This window comes from Neolewinella persica DSM 23188 (assembly GCF_000373105.1).
Classification (GTDB): Bacteria; Bacteroidota; Bacteroidia; order Chitinophagales; family Saprospiraceae; genus Neolewinella; species Neolewinella persica.
In genome coordinates this window covers 17,147-43,535 of the sequence record NZ_KB890424.1, presented here as the reverse complement: position 1 = coordinate 43,535, position 26,389 = coordinate 17,147, and the positions used below count along the sequence as shown (strand labels likewise).

Here is a 26,389-nt window from a genome sequence, read left to right as displayed (position 1 = left end):
AAAGGACCAATCTTCAACGATTATAATTGTATTGACATCTATACCCGTAAAGAGTGAGAGGTTGGACAAGAATACTAGTTTAAGACTATGCATTAAACACTTGCTTTTAGGTTCTTAGCAAGTTTCTTAAAAAAGGTTGCTCTTCGCTCTTTCAGAATATCAGAATTGTAGTCAAGCGATTTCGAATAGTTACTTTGAGACAATGCAAAACGTTTCTTCTCGGACAAGCTAGCAAAGGCTGCTATCTTTTTAGAAAGTGCAATGACATCTTTAGCTTCGAAAAGATAATCTTCTTCAAGCAATTCAGGTATTCCACCAACTCGAGAGCCAAGTACCGGAACACCTCTGCTCATGGCTTCGATAACCGTTCGGGGCAAGCCTTCTAGATGGGAGGGATGCACATATAAGTTCAAACCATCCATAAACGGCAACATTTCCGCCGAGGGAAGCTTGCCGATAATTGAAACATGTTCCAGTATTTTTAGCTCTTTTGCAATTTCAAGCACCCAATCAGGATTCCCAGGACCAACGAATTTAATTAAAATTGATAAGCCAGCCTGAATGTTTATGGCAGCCGCTTTTAACAAGTCATCTTGTCCTTTAAATCTTACATCAAAAGATCCTACATGGCCAATAACTAAGAGCTCGCTCTGCTGATTAACCTTCCCTCTGGTTACAGTAACCTTACTCCACTCTTCATGGTCAATTTGTACATTCGAAGCCGCGATGAATTTCCCCCGAGTAGGGTATTCTTTTTGGAGAAATTGCTTTGTAACGTATGATACGTAAGGAGCCTTTTTTATCATCGCTCTGGTCCTAAAATAAGAAGGAAAAGCAAGAAGCTTTCCTTTAAGCGTACCATGGTACCAGTAGACTCTTTTAACACAGGCGACGACCTCTACTGCATATGGCTTGTTCAGGCGCTTTGCAACATTAACCGCAACCAGACTAATTTCGCTGGGCATCCTAACAATTACGACATCGTGAGCCTCGATTATTCGAGTTACTTCGTCTGCAGAGATTAAATTGTATTGAAAATAGTTCTTTAGGTTACGAATATTTTTAATGAAGATAAAGTCTACATCTTCTCTGCTAACTTCATTCACCTTATTAAAGTCAACATTATCTCCGCCTAAATTCCCAACGACAGTTAATTCATCAAACCCTTCCAGATACCTCGACCAGGAATCCTTCGTAAAGGCACCAGAGGAGTATATTTTCACCCCATCAGTATAATATGTATGGTCATAGAAGTAAACTGCCTTAGCCATTACAATCGAATTCATTGCGGTTATTCTTCAACTTCACTGCTGAAATTCTTTTAGAAATAGTTCATCATATTGCTCCGCGATAACTACCGGTAAGAAATCTTTTGCTCTTTGGATGGCTCCTTTTGACAGCTTCTCGTAATTATCTGGATTCCCGGCCACTTCGATGATAGCTTGAGCCATTGCTTCTGCATCATCCACTGGGACTAACATTCCTATATCAGGTCGATTAATAATCTCTGCAGGTCCATAGGGGCAGTCTGTTGAAATTACGGGACAGCCAACGCTCATTGCTTCGATAATCACATTACCGAAGCCTTCGTAATGAGACGATAGAATGAAGATGTCTGATTCAACAAAATACTGCTCTGGTTCCGTTACAAACCCTTCAAAGAATACCTTATCTCCTATACCCAAATTATCTGCCAGTCCACCTAAATTGTCGAGTTCAGGACCTGTACCCAAAACAATTAAAGAGATTGAAGGTATTTCTTTAGCGGCAATCGAGACTGCCTTAATGACCGTATCGAATCCCTTTAGCCTGATAAGTCTTCCACAGATCACTATTTTCAACTCACCCTCACTCTTCTTTTTAGGCGTATTTTTTATTGCCGCAAGACCAAAGTTATGAATAGTAGAAATCCTATCCCCAGCCGAAGGATGCTTAATGACTAGCTCATCAGAGACACCATAAGACAAGCTTACTATTCGGTTCACCTTAGGGTAGACGAATAGAGTGGCCATTCTTACAAATCGCAAAAATTTATTCTTAGGGGCGAAGCCAATGGCTTTTTCGATAGACGTTTGTACCGACACAATCATTTTACCCGGCTTACCCGCTAACCTCCAGGCTGGATATGCAAATACGTTTACATGATCCATAATGCTGAAAAAGATATCCGGTTGCAGGAGCTTCAGCATTTTACTCAGAGGTACAATTGACTTAAAGAGGGATTTGGTAGATGATGAAGACTGGGCACCCTCAAGTAGGTGTACTTTAGTGCCCACGTCTAACTGACTTTCATAACTTCCTCCGCCCTTTATCAAAACGAGGTGCTTTTCGTACTTCTCAGCGGATAAATTTGCTAAGAGTCTGGCTAGGTGCATCTCTGCTCCTCCGCCATCAAGTGCCGTACAAAAGCAAACTATTTTAATTTTCAACCTGGACCAATTTATCTTTTAACACAGCAAATGTCCGCTTCAGACCATCCTCTAAACTCACCAAATCCTTTCGCCCAAGCACCTCAAGCATAAGATCATTAGCCGGCTGACGCCTGGTCATATCTCCCTCTTCCAGAGGTGGCAAGTGAATAATTTCTGAGTTTGAATCTGCAATGCGGATAATCAACTCCGCCAATTCCAACACGGTTGTTATCACCGCGGATCCGATGTTAACCACCTCGTTATGTAGCAACGGATGGTTCATCGCTTTAATCGTTGTTTCTACATTATCGTCGATATAACAGAATGTCCTTGTTTGAGAACCATCACCATATACCGTAATGGGTTCTCCAAGAATAGCCTGCCGCATGAACTTAGAAATTACAAAATCAAGTGATTGGTTAGGGCCGTAAGTATTGAAAAATCGGAAAATACAATAGTTAAGCCCATATTCTCGGTGCCAGGTCTTGAAATACACCTCTCCTACATTCTTCACCACCGCATAGGGTAGCTTAGAGTTCAGCGGCGTAGTGTTTTCAACTTGAGGCAGCTCTACCGGTTCTCCATACACCTCGCTTGAGGAGCTAAAGAAAGTCTTCTTGACCTTAAAGTCTTTGCAAAGATTCAAGATAGCTTCAAATCCTTTGATGTCCTCAAGCACCCAAAGCGGATTATCCAGTGTTCTCTTCACTCCCACACAAGCGGCATAGTGATATACAAAGTCAGGACTATGATCGAAAAACAATGGGTATAAGTCGTCAAACCTGTTAGCATCACCTCTTTCAAAAAAGAAATCAGGGTGATCCTTTATAGCTTCTATGTTTCGCACACTACCGGTAAGAAAATTGTCAATCCCGACAACCTTATACCCCTTTTGTAAAAGTTCAATGGCTAGTGAACTGGGAACAAACCCAAGCACACCCGTAATAAGCACCGTATTTTTCATAGGCTCTAGATTATTTATTAGTTCAAATGGTCCGAGAAAAACAATCTTTCGTATTGGGCAATGATTACCTCTTCTTTAAATAATTCCCGACTTATTTTCCAGCCCCTTTCTCCCATAGCTCTGCGCTCCTCTACTGAAGCTTCAAACCACTTTAGGGCTTTAAAAAGCTCTTGATAATTTCCTTGTTCAATGACCATCCCACAATTGTGACCTTCCAGAATTTCTCTGGCTGAACACACTGAGAAAGACAAAATTGGCGTACTGCAGGACAAACCCTCAATCATGCAACGCGCCAATCCTTCCCTTTGACTAGGAACTAAGACCAAGTCTGCCGCTTGATAGAAAGGAACAATATCAGACTGAAACCCCCGCAATACGACCTGATTTGCTACATCTTTCTTTTGGATGATTTTGAGGCAGGCTTTATCGTAATCAGCATCTTCGTTTAGATCCCCTATAAAGTCAAGTTGTAGCTTTGGAATTTCTTTTAACCTACCACACAAATGCTCAAGTAACGCCAGTTGCTGTTTCTTAGGCCCAAATTTAGCCACGACAATTACATAAAATCCTTCTGGAGAGACAGATAGCTTTTTTCGGATCTGGATTCTTGTAGTCTCTGTTACTTTATTCATCCTTTGATGATCCACAATACTATAGACGAAAGTTAGCAAGTCATCCTTTTCATTACCCGAAAGAGGCAAGCGCTTATTAAAATCTTCTTTCATTTCGCTGGATAGTGCGATTAGTTTTTTGCACCATGCCGTCAATTTCCAATGATTTCCGTAAGGACGTTCTGACTCATTGGTATCTCGAATGTTCATGGTCGGAATACTTCCTGAAAGCCGAACACCTATTATGCTCTTGAGCAAAAACTGAATATCATTTACGTGAATTGCATCGTATTTCGTAAACAAAAGGTGTACAAATAGCCTGATGTTTATTAAGACTATATTCAATAGTCTAAATAGCTTGTTTTTTTCTGGCAGTATGAACCATACGATGACCCTGGCCTTATTCTGGACCATTTCATCATTAAAAAAGGTCTGATTCTGAGTTAAAATAGTAATGTCTGTATTAGGAAGCCCCAATAAGATATTTTTAAGGCTAACCAGTCCTCCATTAGCTCTAACACCTGCTTGGGAAACGAGCACAAGAATTCTTCGTTGTGACATTAATTTGATTAAAGAACTGCTAACCTCCGGAAATGAATTGGTTTCCATGCTCCAATTATAAAAGCAACGCCAATCAGTAACACCAGGTCCTGAATAAAAACGATGGCCCCATCTGACCTAGGAGAAAAGTTCATCACTCCGTAGATGTAAACCATCCAGATAAAAGGCTCTCCTCTATGTATTACATACAGGTTTACTACAAATCGATAAAAGAGCCCTGCGAAAGCAGCTGCTAATATCACGCCAAAAAGGTGGAAATTCCAGAAGGCTTCCGCTTGCCAACTGATGGGGATAGACTGCCCCTTTCCGCCCGAAGGTACACGTTTTAAGCTGCTTCCATCCAACAGGAGGCTTGCGGCAAATGCACCACCCCCCCTCGGTTTATTGGGCCAAATAAATCTCGGCACAAAAAAAGTAAAGATGCCAACGTAACTCCGCCCCCACAGTGGTCCGGTTTCTGACATGCTTTCCCCCAAAACCATGTAGGTCCCGTTAGGCCGTAAGGATATTTGTTCTATTCCGATATCCAGTTTCTCTTCGATCGAAGTACTGGTAAACACTTCCCAATTGACCGAATCTCCTGTATTTGAAGAAGTCCTCAACTGACCTAGAACTCCAAATAAGAGCATACCTGCTATGCCCACCGAAGCGATAGGGATGACCGGCAGTTTCTTTTCACGAGCGATGTAGAGGCAAAACAGAATAATAAATTGGTACAACAGCCCACTTCTGGAACCAGTTTGAACGAAGTCGATCAACAAAGAGGAAAAGAAAAGAAGGTAGAAGATTGGATTATACCGTGCACTACGTCTATAGGCAAACCAGAGAAAGCAAGATAGACTCAATAGTGTGGAAAAAACCGTGAAGTGCCCCCCTCCTAAAGCTTCCCGTTGACGAAATCGGCCAAAGCCCATTGCATAAATACTCTGTTCAATGCCCCCCTGCCGCCAGACCACATATAAACCAATTGCCACTCCAATAGAAGCTACACACAATAACTTGGGGACCAAATATCTTACCCTGCCAAGCTTCAGCTTTGGCACTTTAAGCTTACCCAACGAAAAAAAAACGAAATAAACAATAACCCATGAAAAAGCAATTAGTAAATCATGGTTCACTTGAGCCAAGGCAACATCCGTAAGAGAAAGCTGCTCCATTCCCAGTGTGTTTAATGCCGCTGGGGGATGGGGAATAAAATTTTCCAGAAAACTATCTGGAGATTTAGCAAAGGATTTTGCAATCCGATATAATGTTGGTAAAATAAATGGATGAAGCCACCCGAAGGTCGAATTCCTAAAATAGAAAATCGGCCAATAAACCGTCACATTGACGAGTAAAACAGCTAAAAGCCTTTGTACCTCAAGCGGCTCATCGTCGTAAAAACCGAAAGACAATACGGGCACTAAAAAGGAAGTCGCTAAAATGTAAATCATTAGCAAACACCTTACCACAGGGTGAATTCCAACAAATGGATTATCATTTGTCACCCTACCTTTCAACCTTTATTTCGTAAAATTCACGATACCAATCTACAAATTTGTCAATACCTTCCTTAAGCGGTGTTGATGGTTTATAACCCAGATCAGCCATCAGGTCTGTAACGTCAGCATAGGTAGCAGGGACATCTCCAGGCTGTAGATCCATCATTATCCGATCGGCTTGTTTCCCAAGTTTCTTCTCGATAGCTTCGACGAACTCCATCAGCTTTACGGGGTCATTGTTTCCGATATTATAAATCTTAAAGGGCGCACGGGAAATACCTGGCTCCGGAGTCACTCCACTCCATTCCGGATCTCCTTTAGGAGGTGCCGCAACAACTCGCACGATACCTTCCACAATATCGTCCACATAAGTAAAGTCTCGCACCATCTTACCGTGGTTGAACACCTTGATTGGTTCGCCTTTCAAAATCGCTTCCGTAAACAAGAAAAGTGCCATGTCCGGCCTGCCCCAGGGGCCGTACACCGTAAAAAACCGGAGGCCAGTAGTCGGTAACCCAAAAAGATGACTGTAAGTGTGCGCCATCAATTCGTTGCTCTTTTTAGTCGCTGCGTAAAGCGATACAGGGTGGTCAACATTGTCTTTGGTAGACAATGGCATTTTCTCATTCAGACCATATACACTAGAACTTGAAGCGTAAGCTAAATGCCCAACCTTATAGTGCCTACACACTTCCAGGATATTAGAAAAACCAACTATGTTGCTTTTGATGTAAGCCTGCGGGTTAATCAGACTGTACCGTACCCCCGCCTGAGCCGCCAAATTGACGACTGCAGAAAAGCTATGCTGCCGAAATAATTCATCTAGCAACGTATAATCTTCCAGCTCGCCCCGCACAAAAGTAAAATCACCAATCAAATTCCCTGATGTCTGTATTTTCCACTTTTCAGCCATTGACCGATCAATTCCCAGCAGGCCCAACCGGGCGTATTTTACCCGGGTGTCGTAGTAATCATTTATAGAGTCATACCCAACCACCGAATGGCCGTCTTGTAGCAAGCGTCGACAGAGGTGGAAGCCTATAAAACCTGCTGCGCCCGTTACAAATATCATTTCAATATTTTTTTTCATCTAATTTGGCTTTGACAAAAAGGAAATAATCCTTTTGACGCGCTCCTTCCAGGTAAAATTATTTCTCAGCTTTTCAAGAGCATTAAAGCCAATTCTACGTGCAAAATCTGGGTTTGCGATGCATTTTCGAACAGCATCACTCCATTCATCTGGGTTGTCAGGATCACATAGTAACGCCTCCTCGTCGCTCAAAAATTCTTCAACAACTGGTAGCCTGGAAGTTAAAATAGGTAAACCCGTTGCCATGTATTCAAAAAGTTTGACAGGAGATGCAAAGCCTCCCGAATCATTTCTACCATCTGAACAAAAAATTTGCTTGTGATAGGGAGCCACTAGCAAATCAAATCTCTTTAAATAGTCTCTTACTTCACCTGGTGGCATAAAACCGGTAAAAGTAATATTTTTATCATCTCCATTCCCTCGCCAGAACTCAATGTCTGCTTTTGTTCCGCCAACAATAATTACTTCAACTTCGGGAATATTCTTAGCTAAACTAATTACAATCTCTACGCCTCGGCCCTGATACAAATGGCCGATGTATCCAATAGTATAGGGTCGATTCACGGCTCTATTTCCACCTTCCGCCTGAAAAATAGGTATCGGGTCCGCAGCATTTCTGACGACAGTCAGCTTATTTGCAGGCAAGCCGTCTTCTAAATAGATTAGTTTCAATGCTTCTGAAATGACAGTAGCTCCCCCGAAGAATCTTGACCTCAGCAAATTCTTAATGATTACGCCTTTCAAGCCCCTTTTCTTCATCAAAGGGGAATGAGCATCTAAAAAAACTCTTCTTTTCATCAAAGCCAAAAACGCTAAGGTATATACGTCTCGACCATAAACCACACCAGTAGATTTCCTAGATATTTGAAAAGCCATTCTTGCGGATCTAAGAACCCCACCACCTTTCATAACCTTAAAATCTGGAACTTCAACTACTGAAAACTTATTTTTAACCCCATAAAATTTGAAGAGATCTACAGCCTCACTCTGTTTTGGAATAAATAGAGTCACATCATGCCCCTCTTCGCTTAAAGCAGAACATAACCTAAAGGTATTAATAGTATTTGCGCTTCTAGATGGAAATACTGCTCTTCGATGATAGACGATGTCCATGATATAGCTGCGATTATTTACTCAAAATTGAAAGTATTTCACTCCAATTTTCACGAGCCTTAGAAAATTCTATTGCAGCGTATTTATTAAGTGATTTTTTTATTTCTACTCGAATTTTATCATCGCAAAGTTCATCAACAAGAGAATATAAGGAATTGGTGGATTCCGCTTCTAAACCTATGATAAATCTCTCGTTACCATAGTCCTTCATAAGCATTTCATACTTATGACTCCAAGAGGTGGATATGACTGGAACTGATTGAGAAAGCGCAGAGACCAAAGCATGAAATCTAGAAACAATGGCAAATCTAGCATTCTTAATCAACTCCTTTGCTTCAAGTGGGTCATTGGGCCATACAACTTCAACTGGCTCGCTTATTAATTCATTAACAGCTTTAGCAATATCAAAATCTTTTACCCCTTCATGAACTAGAAAATAGGGTTCAATATTTTTCTCTTTTCGAAGGTAATCTATAAGAGACTTTAAAAAATTAAAATATTGGTGAATTGACTTTTCGTGAACAATCATTTTATAATTGGGGACTATACAAACCCGATTAGAGAAGGATTCGCTAATTGGCTTATCTATCAAAAGAAGATTTGTAAAGTCGGGCGCTAAACTAATAATATCTGTATTGGTATTGACTTCTTGAGCATATTTCAGAGAAACCATGTCCCTGGCATATATCTTATCTGCATTTCTAAGAATCTCCTTAAAAGCAGAGACCGTCCGTTCTTTGGTAAATGGGCCTAAAGCCTGAGGTAACAAAATAACTTTGCCGCCTTTCTTTTTTACTTTTTCAACTCGGCCTAAGTACCTAGCATCTATACTGTTTTCCCATACATCCCCATATCCAAATCCGGAGCCATCGATGATTATATCAACTTCTTTATCTAAGACGATACCAAAGCCTCTTCTTATTCGCTGTGGGAACAGACTAAGTAGCACCTTGTTCCATAAATAGGTTCTTCTAGACACCACCGGAATCTGCATCACCCCTTCCTTAGCGAGTGAAAGGCTATTACCCCCGCTTTTCAATTCTGAACAAAAGACAACCTCTCCAGGCATTTTAGAAAGCTCCTGTATGGTAGATTTTAGTAGCAGATAAGCACCTTTATTGATGGTACCCATTCCATACAACTCAACTACAGTTTCTTTTGACTTTGCCATCTTCAATTAAATTTTCTTATTTGATCTAATGATTCCTTCGCCGAATAGGCTATTAAGCCTTCTTCAGCTGGATACCCTAACCCAATACACATGATTGGCCTTTGATATACTTCTAGATCCAAAAGGTTTGCCATTTCAACTTCTTTGCTTTCAATATCCGGCCAGTTAATGGGACAACTTGCCAGTCCCAGGGTCTCCAATGCATACATGAGTGACATATTCGCAAGTGATGAATCTATATAGATCAAATGCCTATCCCTTTCATCAAAATAAGCATCAAGATTTCCTACACAAACAATCATAACCTTAATTGAGTGACTATATCCACTCGTCCCCATAGGAATCTTAACAACCTTATCAAGCAACTCTTCATCATCAATAATCCGATATTCAAACGGCTGCCTATTACAAGCACTTGGGGATTGAAGGGCTACTAATAATGCCTTATCGATTAATTCCCTAGGAACTTTCTTAGAAGTAAACCATCTAACCGACCTCCTACGCCTACTTAACTCATAAAAGCTATCATAATTAATAGTAATCTTCTCTTCTCCTCTTTTATAAGGCACTAGTTTGTCACTTTTTGTATCGTCGCAATGTGCATAAAAAATTTTTCTACTCTCTAAAATGTTTTCATGTAATGAAGAATTTGTAGCTTTAAAGTATTCAACCAATACATCGTTAAACCATTTAAACCTATCCGTATTTTCATCACCAATCCTATTGCTTTTAATTGATATGAATCCAGCAACTGTTTCAGATATATACTTCGCAGCAAAGGTTTCTCTGCGAGGGACCATTAAAAGCCCTTTCTCTATGCGATGAATATTTCGGACGAGAAGGTAATAATTACCCTCACCCTCTTTCTCTCGCTTCAAATATTTAGCCTTTCCTGCTAATACTGAAGTATGTTCTCGGTTAAACGCTTTAGAAAAAATAGAGTAATAGAGGATTCCGCCGCCCTTGAATTTTGCAAAAAACATGGCAAGTTTAATTCGTCTAATCTCAACCAACTTGTTTTTTATTCTTTTCAGCATTTAAATTAGTATTCAGGTTATTTCTGACTTAGTACAACTTGTAGCTCTTTTTTAACTGTCCTGGCGACAACAACTGCATAAACCAGTAATAGAAGAAAAATACCAACATAAAAGCTCGGCGCAACCAAAATCATCACCGTCGCGCTTGCCGTGACAGATAGTACTAAGCCTAAAAGAGGAACTATCATTGCATCAATCATCATCTTACTAGTTAAATTTACCAACCTATTTAACACAATATGAGCGATAATTACGCTAACAATCTTGTTTAGCAGCACCGCCACCGCCGCTCCAACAACGCCGTAGTAATACACTCCATAAAAGACTGTTGGTACAAAAAACAAAAAGGTCTTTACTAGCTGTATTTTAAACTCTAGATCCGGTTTGCCTATCCCTCTAATTAAGATTGTATTACTATTCGCCAGCATGTGAACCATGACCGAAACCGAAAGAATCCTAGCTGGAAGTACACTTGGCAACCACTTATCTCCAAATATTGAGGGGATAAGAGGGTCAGCAAATACTAATAGCACAGCCATTAAAGGAAAAATAACAAGACTATTTAGTTTTACTACATTTAGATAATATTTCCGTAAAAGAGGCAGGTCATCCTGTGCCTTGCTGTAGACCGGATACATAACAGAGTTAACAACATTCATAACCTGACTCCTAACTGTATCAGTCAAGATAAAAGCCATCGTATAAGTGCCTAGGGCCGTCGCTGAGACAAATTTGCCAACTAATAAGTAATCAAAGTTGGTAAGTAAAACTCCCACTAAACTTGTACCTGTAGCAAAAACACCAAACCCAAAAATATCTTTAAACGCCTCGCGATCCCAACACAATCTAGGCACCCATTTAGTCGCAAGAAAAAAGAAAGGTATAGAGAATACTGCTGCAGCAATTGAGTTAAACACAAGAGACCACAAACCAAAACCTAACAATGCCAAAGCGATAGATAAAATTCCAGCAAAAATATTTGCCGAATTATTAATCATTGCCAACCGCTTAAAATTCATATCTCTAGTCAGCTTTGCCTTATGGATCATTATGATCGGGCTTAGCAGTACACTCAGCCCTAAGATTGGCATAATTTCCGCAAGTACAGGCTCACCATAGAACCAGCTAGCAAACGGTCCCATCCCATAGGACACTATTAAAAACATCAGTCCAGACCAACCTATTCCTGTCCAAAAGGCTGTTTCAAAATGAGCATCTCTAAGTACTCCTTCTTTCCTTTGTATTAACGCAGCACTCATACCAAGCTCATTAAGAGACTTAATGAGCGCGATAAAGACTGCTGCCATGCCAACAACTCCAAACAGCTCTGGAAAGAGAAGCTTTGCAAGAATTAATTTTACAACAAAGCTAAATGATTTATTGACAATCACCTGTATACTATTCCAGGCGATTCCGGATGAAATTTTGCCTTTAACCTTCAACTACAAACATTTCCCAAAGGTTTATCCTTAATATCCATAAAAACAACCATTTAATTATCAGACAGCACATTCCGAATAATTGCAACTGCAACAATAATTACTATAGCTAAAATAAGTCCTAGCACTCCTCCAATAATAGCTTGTTTCCTCAATTGGGGTTTGACCGCAGAAAGTGGAAGATAAGGACGGTCAACTACCGCAAAAAAAGGAAGAGAACTGTTAAGGGTAAACTCTGCAGTTGCTTGGTTTTTTATAGCCTCGGCATACATGACTGATAATATCTGAACCTCACGATTTTTTTGATTTACAGCTACTTCATCTTGTCGCCGAACTATGCCGATTCCAGCATCTCTACGCCTCGCAATTGCATATTCAGCTTTGCTCAGAACATTCCTAATTGAATCGACTTTAGTGTTTAGTTTTAGCAACGTTTGCTGAGAAGTTGCAGTTGATTTGTCAATATAAAAATCACTTAACCTAGCGAAACTTTTTTCAACAAGCTCTGCTGTTAGTTCTTCATTCAACGTGCTTCCTCTCATATCAAGAATAGTCGTCATTGGATTAAACTCTACAGTAACTAATCCTGCTTCTTGCCTATTTCCAATTACTTTGCCATAAATATTTTTCAATACTTTTCGCTGAATCAGATTATAGCCAGCAGTACTATCTGACAAGAAGCGGACTTCACTCCAACTACTTTTTCCTTGATCTTCCCATTCCTTTTTGAGTCCATAAATATCTATGATGTGATGGATCAGACGGTCTTTCTCTCCATTAACAACCGCAGAATCCAATAAGACATTATGGATAATAAGTTGAGATTTGCTCAACTCAGCAATCTTTTCAAGATTATATTCTCCAGAAGAATTCCCCCCCAAACCAACCTGGCCAAGAATAGACGCAAATCCTCCTGCTCCACCAGGCTTCTCTTCATTTACCATGAAAGTTAAGTTCCCTTTATATTTTACGGGTTCTTGAGATTCAAGGTACAAGAAAAGTCCTAAGAATAAAACCATTGAAAGCAGCACGATCCATTTATAACGCCAAACGGTATGAATGTAATGAACAACTCCAAGGAGAACATCCTTAAGCGTCAACTCATCCTTAAAATAATCTTCGTCAGCTGTTGCCATTCGATCCTTTCTTTTAATGCCCCTTAATCCGCAGTCCTGTTCCTCAACAGAATAAACGTTGCAATAGTAGTAGCCCCCCCAAGAATCACCTGCGTCAGCCCAATCCAGTCGAACCGCTCTTCTCTCCGTTCTTTCTGGACCTTTACCGGTTTCAACGGCACCCTAATGGCGGATCCGGGTAATACCTCGGGGTAATCAGGGATGCCCAAAAAGTTACGGGTTTCTTTAACCTGCCCGTTGGCGTATTCCACGGTGGTCCAGTGTTTGCGGGCAATATCGTCTTCGAAGCCACCGGCGTAGCGTTTGATGTACCACCGGGCAGGCTTATTGCCCTGGTAGGCTACCTGCAGTGTGCCATCGATGGTGGTAGAGTCTCTGCCGTAACGATCCACCAGGGTGCCGGTGGTGTAGATGGTCACCAGGTCCTGCGCTTTAGGTACAAAGAGGGTATCTCCCTCCCTTACGATCATGTTAGCCGGGTCGGCCGGGTTGGTAACCACCCGGTCAAGGTCAAGCACGACGTAGCCGATGTCCTTGTCTGGTCGAAGCAGGGTCGCACCGGCGGGAAAGGCCTCCGGGGTCAGGCCTCCGGCGCGTTGGATAACGTCAGACAGTCGTTCATTGTCCTTTAGCAGCGCGTAACGGCCGGGGAAGCGGACTTCGCCTTCCACTACGATGTTGCGGATAAGTTCAAATTCCGCTGCTGACCGGACGACCACCTCATCGAAGGGCTGGAGTTCAAAAGGAATTCCGGCATTGAGGTCTACGGTGGTGACCAGGGTTCTGGTTTCGGCTCCATCATTGATTTGGAGGCGGAAGACCTCCACCCGGTCTTTGGCGGCATCGATGCGCAGGCCACCGGCCAGGTAGAGCAAGTCCCGGATGGACAGACTCGGCGCATAAACATAAATACCCTCCGCGCGTACTGCTCCGGAGATACTTACCGTGCTGGCGTTAGAATAGCGCTCCCGGGTGTAAACGATGATTCGATCGAGTGGCTGCAGGGCCAGGTCACCGCTTTCCCGCAGGTCCAGCCGCTGATAAATCCGTTCTTCGAGGTTAGTTAGTGGGGTACGGACCAGCATGACTTCCGGAGCGGCGTTGGGCATCGTGCCACCAGCGAGCAGGATGGCTTCTTCCAGCGTCAGTGCGCCATCCTGCGGGAAGGGGATCACTACGGAGCTGTCCCGTATTGCTCCTTCCACGCTGAAGGTGGATTGGTCGATAAAAGCCTGTTCGGACAGTACCTGAAGGCTGTCTCCGCGGCGCAGTTTAACGTCCGTTGCACCTGCGTCCGCGCCCAAATTCACCCGCAACAAACGAGCGGTGCCGTCGTCATTACTGCGAAACAGGAACGCCACGTCTTTGCGAGCACCCGGCCGCAGCCGGCCGAGCGTCACCAGGGAAGCCACGTCATCACCTTCTTTGAAGGCGTAGCGCCCCGGTAACTGAACCGCCCCCTGGATGGCGACAAAATTTTGCACTGGCTTGATGATCTGCGGCACTTCCACCTCATCCCCATCCTGTAAAACGAATCCGGGACTGGCCGCCAGGTCAACGTTGATCAGGTTGAGCGCGCCGTCCAGGTAGCGGACCACACGAATATTTCTGGTTTCAGCCGTTGGCAGTTTTCCTCCCGCGAAGGCCAGCAGGTCGGTGATGTTTTCCTCTCCGATCAGTTCATACCGCATCGGCCGGTATACCCCGCCCTTAATCCGCACAACCTTATCGGCTGGTGGCACGAACAGGGTCGCATTATTGGCCAGGAACAGTTCCGTTTTTTGCACGGGGCTCTGGAGGAAGTCATAGACATCCAGCATCACTTTTTCGTCGCCCCGAATCAATTGGATTTTGCGCACGGAGCCGCGCTCCGTCGGTCCGCCCGCCGCCACCAGGGCATTAAAGCCCGAGTTCAGGGCCGAAATATTGTAACTACCGTTGCGCTCCACTTCCCCGAAGATATTGACCGAGACCGTCCGCGACACCTGCATCCGGATACTCAACTGCCCTTCCCGGAAAGTGTAGTAATTGCGTAGGCGGTTGCCCAGCAGGGTACGCGCCTGGCCCAGGGGGATCCCGCCCAGTGGCATCCGCAATCCGTTGGGAAACAAGACGAAACCGCTTTCGTCGAGCCGCAGGATAAACTCTGTCTGACTGGCACCGAATACCGTAACGGCAATTTCGTCGCCGGGCTTGAGTGGGTAGCTCTCTGGCGGGGAAGCATTATCGGTCGCCCGGTACACCTGCAGCCCCTTATTCCGGAACACGGAATGGCCGTAGATGTCGCTGTCGGGTAACGACTCCCCGGCTTCTTCGGTGGTAACGTCGGTGATGGCTTCCTCTACGGTAGCGCCATCCTCCACTGCCTCCTGGATTTTTTCACTTGATTTTGCGGCGGTTTGCTTTGCTGCCTCCTCGGCAGCTACCTTTTCCGCCTCCATTTCCGCAATGATGGCTTCGATGCGGGGCCGGAGCCGGAGCAACTCCTGGGGCGTGGCGTTGTCCACGTCGATGCCCTGATCCATCAATCGCTGGCGCAGCTCGTCTTCATCGATGTCCTTATCCGCCAGGTATTGGCGGAGTTCGACCTGCTGCTGTCCCGGCACCTGGGTGGGGACCTGCGCCAGGGCGGGGAAGGCCAGGGTTAGGAGGAGAAATAGGAGGAGGGATTGTTGTAGTTTTTTCAAAATAGATAGCTGTTAAACTAATTTATGTCTGGCAGGTAGGATGTTTATCACGATTTACACATCGGAGGAGCTCGTTTTGTGGGCTACGTATTTCGCTCGTCGGCCGAGGCGGGCGTAAGCCCTGACTCGTCCGCCGAGGGAAATTGGTCCGGACCTCTCGGCCGACGAGTCAGGCCCAAGGGGCCGCCTCGGCGGACGAGCGATCCTACAATCGCTCAATACCGATAAGTCGGCTTACAAGATCATAATTACAGAGACCTTCATCTCTTAACCCTGCAAAGTCCGGTGCAGAACTAAAAGGCCAATCCTGGGCACTTAGCACTAATCTCGCTTCCACCGGGTTCAGGTGAATGTACCGAAAACACGTTAAGATGTAAGGAATGTAACGTGTAAAAGGGATATCATCTTCAAGTTCCCAGCTTTCAGGAATGAAGTCCATATATGCGGGTTTGCCCTTTGTCTTTGCCCGCAACAGGCTTCCGCGCCGATCATATCGAGCATTGAAGTATCGAACATAGCTGCTCAGCATAATTCGAAACGCGCCATGTATTTTTTGCTGGTTCGAAGCATTCTCCAAAAGACCTAGCCCGGATTCATTGATCACTAACTGAAAATGAAAGTGCGTCGGCATTAAACAATAGCAGAGAATATCCGCATACGGCAACAGATGTTTACGGATTTTACTGACAAACCTATTATAATCTTCTTCGCCACGAAATAACAACTCCTTGTTATTTGTATGGTTAAAAAAGTGGTATATGGTATTTGGTTCGTACATGTTTGATTCCAAGCCCGTTTCGCTCGTCGGCCGAGGCGGGCGTAAGCCCTGACTCGTCCGCCGAGGGAAATTGGTCCGGACCTCTCGGCCGACGAGTCAGGCCCAAGGGGCCGCCTCGGCGGACGAGCGATCCCCTACAACCGCCACAAAACCTCCCCCTCCAGCAGCGCTTCACGCGGATAGATGGCCTTGAGGTCAAACAACAATAAGGTGCCTTTGGTGATGGCGCGGTAGTCTTCCAATGTTTTTTGCTTAAAATCGTCGTGGGCCACGGCCACCACAACGGCATCGTAATCTTTGCCGATCTCCTCCACCATCGTCAGGCCATATTCGTGGGCTACTTCATTGGGGCTGGCGTTGGGGTCGACCAGGTGTACGTTGATGCCGAAGTCCATCAGTTCGCGGACCACATCCACGACCTTGGAGTTACGGATATCTGCAACGTTCTCCTTGAAGGTTACGCCCAGCATGAGCACTTTGCTGTCTTTGGGGTTCTTCCCCACTTTCAGCAATTGCTGCACCAGTTCCTTGGCGATGAAGGCCGGCATTTTATCGTTTATGCGTCTTCCGCTGGCAATGACCAACGGATCGTAGCCCATTTTCACGCTCTTGTGCAGCAGGTAATAAGGATCTACACTGATGCAGTGCCCACCCACTAAGCCGGGGCGAAAAGGAAGAAAATTCCATTTGGTACCGGCCGCTTCGAGCACGTCCTGGGTATCGATACCCATTCTGCTGAAGATCATGCTCAGCTCATTGACGAAACTGATGTTGACGTCGCGCTGGCTGTTTTCGATCACTTTGGCCGCCTCGGCGACCTTGATGGTTTTGGCCTCGTAAATACCGGCCGTGATCACATCGCCGTAAACGCCACTCACCACTTTTAGGGTGGCCGGATCACTTCCGCTGACAATCTTCAGGATGTTGGCCACGGTGTGCTCTTTATCTCCCGGGTTAATACGCTCGGGGCTGTAGCCGACCGTAAAGTCGCCGAAAGCGAGGCCACTTTCTTTTTCCAGAATCGGTACGCAATCTTCCTCGGTACAACCGGGGTAGACCGTTGATTCATAGACGACGATATCGCCTGCTTTTAGTGCCCTGCCGACCGTCGTACTGGCGCCGATCAGGGGCTTAAGGTTCGGGGTCCGGCTTTCATCCACGGGGGTTGGCACGGCGACAATGTGGAAGGCGGCTTCCCGGATTTGGGCGGGGTCGCAGGTGAAAACAATGTTTTTATGAGCAAAGGCTTCCGGCTCCAGCTCTTCGCTGGGGTCTTCTCCCCTTTTCATCATTTCCACTCTTGGTTCCGAAATGTCGAATCCGATGACCCTGAATTTCTTCGCCAGTTCCAGCGCAAGCGGCAGGCCGACATAGCCCAGGCCAATAACCGAGATGGCCTTTTTGCCACTGCGGAGGTCCGCAAGCATCTGTGCGGGGTTCAGGGTAGGTTTTGTTCCGTTAACGGTAGTCATATTTTATTTGTTCCCCAGCCTTCTCGCTGGTTGGTTTTCAATTCTAGGCCCGGAGGGCCGTCTCTTGTAGCGAGGGGTGAGCGTCGATCCGAAGGATCAGGCGGAACCCCTCGTTTTCGTTTGTTGAAGCCCCTAGCCCAACTTCACCTTATCCAAAAAGTAAGGCAGCGTCTTAGCCAGCCCTTCGGCGCGGCTGACCTTAGGTGTCCAGCCAAGTATTTTTTTGGCCAGGTCCGTATTGGGGCGGCGTTTTTTGGGGTCATCGACCGGAAGGGGGCGATGATCCAGCCAGGCTTTTTCGTTGTCGACCAGTTCCAGGACTTCTTTGGCGAAGTCCATGATCGTAATCTCGTCTTCGTTGCCGATGTTGACCGGTTGCGCGTAGTCGCTTAGCAGGAGGCGGTAAATACCTTCCACCAGGTCGTCGACGTAACAAAAGGACCGTGTTTGGCTACCGTCTCCAAAAACCGTCAGCCCTTCTCCACGAATGGCCTGGCTGATAAAGGCGGGCAGTACCCGACCGTCGTTGACCCGCATCCGGGGGCCGTAGGTGTTGAAGATGCGGACGATCCTGGTTTCCAGACCATGGAAGGTGTGGTAGGCCATCGTCATCGCTTCCTGAAACCGCTTCGCTTCGTCGTAAACGCCTCGTGGGCCTACGGGATTGACGTTGCCCCAGTATTCCTCCGTTTGGGGGTGTTCCAGGGGGTCGCCGTACACTTCGCTGGTGGAGGCAATCAACATCCGGGCGCCTTTGGCCTTGGCGAGGCCGAGCAGGTTGTGCGTCCCCAAACTGCCAACTTTCAGCGTCTGAATGGGCATTTTCAGGTAGTCAATCGGGCTGGCGGGAGAAGCAAAATGGAGGATATAGTCCAACTCACCGGGGACGTGCACAAACTTGCTCACATCGTGGTGGTAGAAGGTGAAGTCCTCCCGTGGCATCAGGTGAGCAATGTTGTCCATTGACCCCGTAATGAGGTTGTCCATTCCAATAACTTCGTAGCCTTCGGCCAGAAAACGATCAGAGAGATGGGAGCCTAGGAATCCGGCTGCGCCGGTGATTAGTACTTTCATAGCAGGGGTTGCAGGGGTTGCAGGGGTTGCAGGGGTTGCAGGGGTTGCAGGGGTTGCAGGGGTTGCAGGGGTTGCAGGGGTTGCAGGGGTTGCAGCAACATTTTCTGTTTAATTAAAATTTTTACTACATTTACGTTACCCGCATCGTACTTATCAATTCCTACCGCCTTATTTCAGACCCTTCCCCATCGATGCATTTCTTTTTGTTCGCAAATTAATTATTGTGGCTAAGTCATACTTAGACCTTGGGGTCTATCAGGAATCCTTTGATCTTTTCGTCAATGTCCACGAATTTACGCGTACGCTACCAAAGTACGAGTTATACGAACAAGGTAGCCAACTGCGCAGGTCCTCAGATAGTGTCAATTCAAATATTGTAGAAGGCTATGGTCGAAAGGATTATCAAAAAGACTTCCTTAGATTCCTCACCTACTCAAGAGCCAGTAACGACGAGACTGTAAATCACCTGCGGAAAATAGCTGCTGTGCACCCCGATCATCGTGAAAAAGCACTGGACCTAATGGTTCGTTACCGAAAGCTGGGAGCAAAATTATACAATTTCAGTACATTCGTTAGCGACAAATGGAAGAAGTAGCAATTTTGCAACAACTGCAACAGGAGCGTAGCGACTACTGCAACAACTGCAACAGGAGCGAAGCGACCCTGCAACAACTGCAACAGGAGCAAAGCGACCCCGCAACAACCGCAACAGGAGCAAAGCGACTACTGCAACAACCGCAACAGGAGCAAAGCGACCCTGCAACTCCTGCAACAGGAGCAAAGCGACCCCGCAACAACCGCAACAGGAGCGAAGCGACTACTGCAACAACTGCAGCAAATAATCCCCATACCCACTCTTCTTCAAAGGCCCGGCAATACTACGCAGTTGCCCGTCATCAATATACCCCATCCGCCAGGCAACCTCCTCGATACAGCCGATCTTAAAGTCTTGCCGTTTTTCGATGACCCGGACAAATTCCGCCGCATCGTGCAGGCTTTCAAAAGTCCCGGTGTCGAGCCAGGCGGTGCCCCGGTTCATTACGCCGACTTCCAGTTCTCCCATTTCCAGGTACTTCCGGTTGACGTCCGTAATCTCATACTCTCCACGGGCACTTGGCTCAATATTTTTAGCGATCTCCGTTACCCGTTCATCGTAGAAGTACAGGCCGGGGACGGCGTATTTGCTCTTTGGCTTACTGGGCTTTTCTTCAATCGAAATAGCCCGTTTCTCCGAATCGAATTCCACAACACCGTAGCGTTCAGGATCATGGACGGGGTAGGCAAAGACCCTGGCCCCTTTGGTCAGCTTTGCGCTTTCCTGCAAAAGGTTGCTCAGCCCGGCACCATGGAAAATATTATCGCCCAGGATCAAGGCGGCCTTATCGCCGTTCACAAACTCCTCTCCGATTACGAAGGCCTGCGCCAATCCGTTGGGAACTTCCTGAATTGCAAATTCAAAACGGCAGCCCAGTTCGCTTCCATCTCCCAGCAGGTTCCGAAAAGCGGCGTTATCTTCCGGAGTTGTAATGATCAGTATTTCCCGAATGCCCGCCAATAACAGGATAGACAACGGATAATAGATCATCGGCTTATCGTATACCGGCATCAATTGCTTGCATACGCCCTTGGTTATTGGGTAAAGCCGGGTGCCGGATCCGCCGGCCAGGATGATACCTTTCATAGATTAGTCTTGTAGTCTGGTACTTCAGTAGTCTGATAGGCTACCGCACGTTATAGTCTGGTAGTTCGATAGTCTTTATAGGCTGGCAGGCTAATCCCGACGAGCGAAGCGAGCTCCAAGTGCGGTAGCTTACTAGACTACTGAACTACAAGATTAATTCCCTCCGTACATCTTATCGTAGTACGCCTGATAAGCCCCGCTGGTAACCCCCTCCAGCCAATCCTCGTTGTCCAGGTACCAGTCGATCGTTTTGTCCAATCCTTCTTCGAACTTCAGGCTGGGCGTCCAGCCAAGTTCTTCTTTTAGCTTCGTCGCGTCAATGGCATAGCGCATATCGTGGCCGGCCCGGTCGGTAACGTAAGTGATCAGATTGGCCGAGGTGCCTTCCCTACGGTCAAGTTTCTTGTCCATCAGCTTACACAGCAAATGAATCAGGTCGATGTTTCGGTATTCGTTGTGCCCGCCGATATTGTAGGTTTCCCCAACGCTGCCTTTGTGCAGGATATCGTCAATCGCCCGCGCATGGTCCTCCACGTACAACCAGTCACGTACGTTGATTCCTTTACCGTAGACGGGTAATGGTTTCAGGTGGCGGATGTTGTTGATGAAGAGCGGCAGCAGCTTTTCGGGAAACTGGTAGGGGCCGTAGTTGTTCGAGCAGTTAGACAGTACGACCGGAAGACCGAAGGTATGGCCCCATGCACGCACCAGATGGTCGCTACCGGCCTTAGAGGCAGAGTAGGGGCTGCGCGGATCGTAAGGAGTGTCTTCCACGAAGAACCCCTCTGTTCCCAGGCTACCGTACACTTCATCCGTACTCACGTGGTAGAACAACTTACCCGAAAAATCTGCCTGCCAGGCTTCTTTTGCGACTTGTAACATTGTGGCAGTTCCCAACAGGTTCGTCTTCACGAAGAGGAGAGGATCCTCGATACTCCGGTCAACGTGGCTCTCTGCTGCCAGGTGAATCACCACGTCTGGTGAGTAAACGGCAAACACCGAGCGAATCGCTTCCAAATCTGTAATGTCAGCCTTCACAAAACTGTAGTTCCCCGCATCGGCCACGTCGGCTACATTCTCCAGGTTTCCCGCATAGGTCAGGGCGTCCAGGTTAACGACTTTGTACTGCGGGTAATTCCGGACCAACCGACGAACAACGTGGTTGCCAATAAATCCGGCTCCGCCGGTCACCAGGATTGTTTTTTCTATTGCTGACATACCTCTGTTTTTATTTACAATCCAGGGCGAGGGGCTGAGCCCCGGGAATTCCCGGGGCACAGCCCCTTGCCCTTAGTGTAGTTCTTAGTGCTCTTAATGCCTTAGTGGTTACCTTACCCTGCACCCGCGTCCCCGCCTAAACTTTATAATACTCCCGGTACCACTTGACAAAAGCACCAATACCCTCGTCAAGATCGGTAGTTGCCCGGTAGTCGTAATCTTCCTCCAGGGCAGTCGTGTCAGCAAAGGTCTTCTCTACGTCACCCGGCTGCATACCCAGGTATTCTTTTTCGGCGGTGACCCCAAGGTGCCGCTCCATAATTTCGATAAAATTAAGCAGGCTGACGGGGCTGCCGTTGCCAATATTGTACACCCGGTTAGGCACGCCCAGCTGCGGGGGGCGCGGCGTCACCAATACCCGGCGCAGCCCCTCTACAATATCGTCGACGTAAGTAAAATCCCGCGACATCTCACCGTGGTTAAACACCTTAATCGGCCGGCCATTAAGAATCGCGTCACTGAACAGGCTGTAGGCCATATCCGGCCGGCCCCACGGGCCGTACACGGTAAAGAACCGCAGGCCCGTAGTGGGCAGTTGGTAAAGATGGCTGTAGGTGTGTGCCAACAATTCGTTGCTGCGCTTGGTGGCAGCGTAGAGGCTGGCGGGCTGATCCACCGGGTCCGATTCCGCAAAAGGAACTTTATCGTTAAGCCCATAAACACTGCTGCTGCTAGCGTAGACCAAATGTTCTATTTCGTGCTTGCGGCAGTTTTCCAGCACGTTCACGAAGCCGGTTACATTGCTGTCCACGTAAGCCAGGGGGTTGGTCAGACTGTACCTCACGCCTGCCTGGGCCGCCAGGTTACAAACCTTGACGAAGGAAAAATCCTGAAACAACTTGCCCATTCCATGCCGGTCTTCCAATCCCAATTTACGGAAGCGGTAGTTCGGGAAGCGGGTGCTTACGGCCTCTCCACTAGCTTCCACCTCCTCACGGCTGATGCCTGCATCGGCCAATCGGCTCCACTTCAGATCAGGGTTGTAGTAGTCGTTCAGGTTATCGATGCCCACCACCTCTTTCCCCGCTTTTGCAAGGACATTAGTAAGGGCATGGCCGATAAAACCTGCGGAACCGGTGATAAGGATCATAAATAGCTCATTTCATTGCCTTGGGAAAGAGAATGGGAGAATTATGGAATGAGTGAATAAACCACATAAAACGAGTGTTGCGAGCTCTTCCTTGCGGCAGCCATTCTCTCATTCCACCATTCTCTAAGTCTCTCCACGCCTTCGGCGTCCAAGCGTCGAAACCACTCAGCCCCAACCGCTCCACGCGGCCAGTTTGCCTAACTTGGTATGTCGCTTTTACCAAAGCTTTCTTTTCCCTTCGTGTTGCTCCTTGTTCTGTTGCCCCGGCATAGCAGCTCCCTCCAGTGCTACCAGGTAGCGAGGGTCTACTTCACAGGTAGCTAGGCAAGCGTTGAGACTTCCCAGTGCAATCACGAAGGTTTTCTTATTTTTTTTACTGACGTAATGTCCACGCACGCCGACGAGTGGACCTTTGATGATTTCAACCGGCGTCCCTTCACTGAAATCGAACGAATCTTCCACCGTCTCCCAATCGAGGGTTCGGTCCGTACTAAGTTTACGTAAAAGATCCATTTCGGCGGTGGTTACCTGCCGCCGGGTCCGACCGATTTTCAGAAAACAAGACACGTAGTGCGCGAAGCGCACGGTGTTTTCTTCCTCCCGGGTGATGTTTACAAAAACGTATCCGGTTAGCAGAGGCAACTGTCGGGTTACCTTCTTGGAGGTGTAATGGTATACTTTTTCCCGTAACGGTGTCCAGGCATCGACTCCTTCCGCCGTAAGTTCCTCAACGGCACGCTTTTCGTGCTTACTCGAAGTCCTTACCGCAAACCATCGCCGTTCCCTGACGTGCAGGTCATCGGTAGTTTGATTATTTTGGGATTGAAGCCGGTGGTTGAGGCTCGAAATTCGGATCGCCATAGGGCTGACTGAAAGTTTAAATCGAAGCGCAAAGATAGAGAATGCGGGGGGGAAATCGGGTAGATCCAGGGTTTGAGGACCCATTGCTTAACGATTTACCAATACACTGTTTTATTAACGCTGGATTTAGTAGGTGTTAGGCGCTTTTATCTCCCCATTAATAGCCCCCAAAGTACCGGCGCATAAACCATTCACCGGCAAAGAGAGTCAGTAATACGAAGAAGATCCACTTCAGGTGAACCACCGAACGGGTATTTATCGTCTCAAAGCGTACGGGTTTGACCGTCCCGCTGGTTTCCAGGCGTGTAGGCAACGTCTCCAGGTCGGCCGGAAAGAGCAGCTCCCCGCCATAGCGGTCGCTTAATTGCCGCAATAACCCGTGATCAGCCTCCAGCACATACCGCTCTAATTCAACGGCCTGAACACTGAAGCGCCCGTCGAAAGTCAGGTTCTCGTTGCCCGTATTCGTAGTGGCCTGGAACCTATAGTTGCCTACTGGCAGGGTACCTGCGTTCAGGGTATAGGCATTAGTGGTCCTGGTGAAGGCGAAAGGATACTCCCGGCCCTCCGGCCCGGTGATGAGTACCGTCGCTTCCGGATCATTGATCAGCTCGTAGTTACTATTGTACAGCTCCGCATCTAGCTGCACCGCTTCGTTTTCATCGAAGATGTTCTCTGGCAAGCTCACCCGGAAGCGCCGCTTGTCTTCCTGCACCGTCAGGTACTGACTGAGTTGGCTGATCAACTCGTCAAAATGTTCGTGTTTTCCGTATTCCAGGAAGTCGAACAAACGCCATTGCCACAGGCCGGAACCAGCGATAACACCAGTCCTTACGCCCCGGCTTTCGCCGACAACGATCAGGGGGTAATCTGTATCGACCCGGCCAATCCGCTGCTTAAGTACCGTCGAAGCTCCCGGCCCGACCACAAACTCCCCGAAGGGCGCCGTCAGGGGCGGAAATTTCGGCAACGACTGCAGTAAGTCTTCGCTCAGCGTAAAGAGGTTAAAACCGGGGACCGCACGCGCACTGACATCATTGCCTTTAGCACCGGCTGTGCCGGTGAAATTAAGCAGGTCCTGCGCACTACTCACTGCACGCGCCGGGGCGCCTTCTCCAAGAATAAACAAGGTAGGTATCCGGGACCGCTGCAACTGATCGAGGGTGGAGCTTATCGCTTGCCTCACCGATGGCAACTGGTGGAGCACCACCAGGTCATAATCGCTGAATTTACCCGTGAACTTACTGGCGTAGTCGATTTCCACTTCGTTATTCTTTCCGGTAGCCAGTGCCTGACGAAGCGCCGTCAAATCCGGATGCGGCGCATTGGCCAACAACAATATCTTTTGGCGGGCATCGAGCACATCGACAAAAATATCGCGACGGTTATTTGCCGTGCTCACTTCTTCTCCGATGGTCGAGACGCTGATTCGATAGCGTTGCACCCCAGACCTGTCGGCATCCAGAATAACCTCACGCGTGGTAAAGAAGTCGTTTCGATCAATTACGATGGTCTCCGTATGCAGCGGCGCGCCACTGCCCTCCCCTACCCGACTTACGGTGAGCCGGGTATTTGACGCAGCGGCGTTGCGGGCACTTACGTCGATCTGAATAGAAAAACGGTCATCGAGGTAGGCAATCTTGTTGTGGAATACCCGTCGGATCAGCAGGTCTCGTCGTTGTGTGGTATCACCGAGGCCGATGGTATAAACCGGAGCCTTGATTTGCAAATTCCGGTAAGCAGGGTTGGTCCCTTCATTATAAATTCCGTCGGTAGCCAAAATGACGGCTCCAAGGTTTTGTGAGCCGTAAACATCGCTGATCTCAGTCAGCACGGCATCGAGGTTCGTTTTTTTGTCGGTGAAGCGGAGGTCTCCTTCGGGGTTGACTTTGGCACCGAAGGTATAGTCGACTACCTGGTACTTTTCGGAGAGCCTGGCCTTCAGGGCCGCCCATTGGGCGGCGTAGCCAATGGTATCGGTTTCCATCCCAACGGACTCACTAACGTCCTGTGCCATGACCACCACGGGTTCCTGCTGGTCAGTTTGCAGGTAACGCAACAAAGGGGAGAGCAGCAGCGCAGCAAGCAGGCTGTAGCCAAGCCAGCGTAATAAACCCATGCCCCATACCAGGCTTCTGGGTTGGTCCTTAAACGTACGCTCCCGATAATACAGCAGCAGGGCTACTGCGAGTCCCGCCAGGGCACAAAGGATCAGGAACCAGGCGGGATATTCAAAAGTAATGTTCTGCATTTATGGCTTTCTGAGGTCGCTAAGGTAACGTAACGTTAAGGGATCAGGGTTCAGTATTTAGGATTCAGTGTTCAGGGGGCAGGTTTTTGTACTCAGGGTTGCAAGTTTCAGGGTCGCTGCGCTTCGGTTGCAGGAGTTGCAGGGTCGCTGCGCTCCGGTTGCAGGAGTTGCAGGGTCGCTGCGCTTCGGTTGCAGGAGTTGCA

At 47.1% G+C, this 26,389-nt stretch carries 21 protein-coding genes; 1 reads left to right on the top strand and 20 read right to left on the bottom strand.

Going from position 1 to position 26,389, the window contains the following annotated elements; translation table 11 throughout:
- Positions 1-92 precede the first annotated feature (92 nt).
- The 15 genes from B036_RS0108630 to B036_RS0108560 all read right to left on the bottom strand — a co-directional run bounded on the left by B036_RS0108630 (position 93) and on the right by B036_RS0108560 (position 19,025).
- Entirely contained in the window at positions 93-1,286 is a 1,194-nt protein-coding gene (locus B036_RS0108630; RefSeq protein ID WP_020568301.1) for a glycosyltransferase family 4 protein, read from the bottom strand.
- Between the two features lie 18 nt (positions 1,287-1,304).
- Positions 1,305-2,429, bottom strand: coding sequence for a glycosyltransferase (locus tag B036_RS0108625; protein ID WP_020568300.1), 1,125 nt, complete (start codon positions 2,427-2,429; stop codon positions 1,305-1,307).
- Positions 2,419-3,375, bottom strand: coding sequence for an NAD-dependent epimerase/dehydratase family protein (locus B036_RS0108620; protein ID WP_020568299.1), 957 nt, complete (start codon positions 3,373-3,375; stop codon positions 2,419-2,421). Before B036_RS0108620 ends, B036_RS0108625 begins: the two co-directional genes overlap by 11 nt.
- A gap of 17 nt (positions 3,376-3,392) precedes the next feature.
- Positions 3,393-4,595 carry a glycosyltransferase family 4 protein gene (locus tag B036_RS0108615; protein ID WP_083926164.1) on the bottom strand — a complete coding sequence of 401 codons (1,203 nt, stop codon included), beginning with the start codon at positions 4,593-4,595 and terminating at the stop codon, positions 3,393-3,395.
- A complete protein-coding gene (locus B036_RS0108610) occupies positions 4,556-5,980 on the bottom strand; it encodes an O-antigen polymerase (protein WP_020568297.1) in 1,425 nt (474 codons plus the stop codon). Before B036_RS0108610 ends, B036_RS0108615 begins: the two co-directional genes overlap by 40 nt.
- A 55-nt stretch (positions 5,981-6,035) precedes the next feature.
- On the bottom strand, positions 6,036-7,118 hold the full coding sequence (locus tag B036_RS0108605) for an NAD-dependent epimerase (protein WP_020568296.1): 1,083 nt from the start codon (positions 7,116-7,118) through the stop codon (positions 6,036-6,038).
- Positions 7,119-8,231: a glycosyltransferase family 4 protein gene (locus B036_RS0108600; protein WP_020568295.1), complete on the bottom strand. Its 1,113-nt coding sequence runs from the start codon at positions 8,229-8,231 to the stop codon at positions 7,119-7,121.
- A gap of 13 nt (positions 8,232-8,244) precedes the next feature.
- A complete protein-coding gene (locus B036_RS0108595; RefSeq protein WP_020568294.1) occupies positions 8,245-9,402 on the bottom strand; it encodes a polysaccharide pyruvyl transferase family protein in 1,158 nt (385 codons plus the stop codon).
- A gap of 2 nt (positions 9,403-9,404) precedes the next feature.
- Positions 9,405-10,439 (bottom strand): nitroreductase family protein, encoded by a 1,035-nt coding sequence (locus tag B036_RS0108590; protein ID WP_020568293.1) that lies wholly within the window; start codon positions 10,437-10,439, stop codon positions 9,405-9,407.
- Between the two features lie 17 nt (positions 10,440-10,456).
- Entirely contained in the window at positions 10,457-11,881 is a 1,425-nt protein-coding gene (locus tag B036_RS0108585) for a lipopolysaccharide biosynthesis protein (protein WP_020568292.1), read from the bottom strand.
- 50 nt (positions 11,882-11,931) lie between these two features.
- A complete protein-coding gene (locus tag B036_RS0108580) occupies positions 11,932-13,014 on the bottom strand; it encodes a GumC domain-containing protein (protein ID WP_020568291.1) in 1,083 nt (360 codons plus the stop codon).
- A 23-nt stretch (positions 13,015-13,037) separates the two neighbouring features.
- The gene (locus B036_RS0108575) at positions 13,038-15,701 is read right to left on the bottom strand and encodes an SLBB domain-containing protein (RefSeq protein ID WP_020568290.1); all 2,664 of its coding nucleotides are present in this window, start codon (positions 15,699-15,701) and stop codon (positions 13,038-13,040) included.
- 205 nt (positions 15,702-15,906) lie between these two features.
- Complete coding sequence (locus B036_RS28570) at positions 15,907-16,479, bottom strand: hypothetical protein (protein WP_044102187.1); 573 nt, start codon at positions 16,477-16,479, stop codon at positions 15,907-15,909.
- A 134-nt stretch (positions 16,480-16,613) separates the two neighbouring features.
- Complete coding sequence (locus B036_RS0108565; RefSeq protein ID WP_020568288.1) at positions 16,614-17,951, bottom strand: nucleotide sugar dehydrogenase; 1,338 nt, start codon at positions 17,949-17,951, stop codon at positions 16,614-16,616.
- A gap of 132 nt (positions 17,952-18,083) precedes the next feature.
- On the bottom strand, positions 18,084-19,025 hold the full coding sequence (locus tag B036_RS0108560; RefSeq protein ID WP_020568287.1) for a UDP-glucuronic acid decarboxylase family protein: 942 nt from the start codon (positions 19,023-19,025) through the stop codon (positions 18,084-18,086).
- 223 nt (positions 19,026-19,248) lie between these two features.
- Between B036_RS0108560 and B036_RS0108550 the strand changes: the two genes are divergently transcribed.
- Positions 19,249-19,620, top strand: coding sequence for a four helix bundle protein (locus B036_RS0108550; protein ID WP_020568285.1), 372 nt, complete (start codon positions 19,249-19,251; stop codon positions 19,618-19,620).
- A 222-nt stretch (positions 19,621-19,842) separates the two neighbouring features.
- Here B036_RS0108550 and rfbA read toward each other — a convergent pair whose 3' ends face one another.
- The 5 genes from rfbA to B036_RS0108525 all read right to left on the bottom strand — a co-directional run bounded on the left by rfbA (position 19,843) and on the right by B036_RS0108525 (position 26,186).
- Positions 19,843-20,706, bottom strand: coding sequence for a glucose-1-phosphate thymidylyltransferase RfbA (rfbA, locus tag B036_RS0108545; protein WP_020568284.1), 864 nt, complete (start codon positions 20,704-20,706; stop codon positions 19,843-19,845).
- A gap of 153 nt (positions 20,707-20,859) precedes the next feature.
- Entirely contained in the window at positions 20,860-21,924 is a 1,065-nt protein-coding gene (gene rfbB, locus B036_RS0108540) for a dTDP-glucose 4,6-dehydratase (RefSeq protein ID WP_020568283.1), read from the bottom strand.
- A 136-nt stretch (positions 21,925-22,060) separates the two neighbouring features.
- Positions 22,061-23,074: an NAD-dependent epimerase/dehydratase family protein gene (locus B036_RS0108535; protein ID WP_020568282.1), complete on the bottom strand. Its 1,014-nt coding sequence runs from the start codon at positions 23,072-23,074 to the stop codon at positions 22,061-22,063.
- Between the two features lie 216 nt (positions 23,075-23,290).
- Positions 23,291-23,935, bottom strand: coding sequence for a UpxY family transcription antiterminator (locus B036_RS0108530; RefSeq protein ID WP_020568281.1), 645 nt, complete (start codon positions 23,933-23,935; stop codon positions 23,291-23,293).
- Between the two features lie 157 nt (positions 23,936-24,092).
- On the bottom strand, positions 24,093-26,186 hold the full coding sequence (locus B036_RS0108525; protein ID WP_020568280.1) for a hypothetical protein: 2,094 nt from the start codon (positions 26,184-26,186) through the stop codon (positions 24,093-24,095).
- Positions 26,187-26,389: the final 203 nt, after the last annotated feature.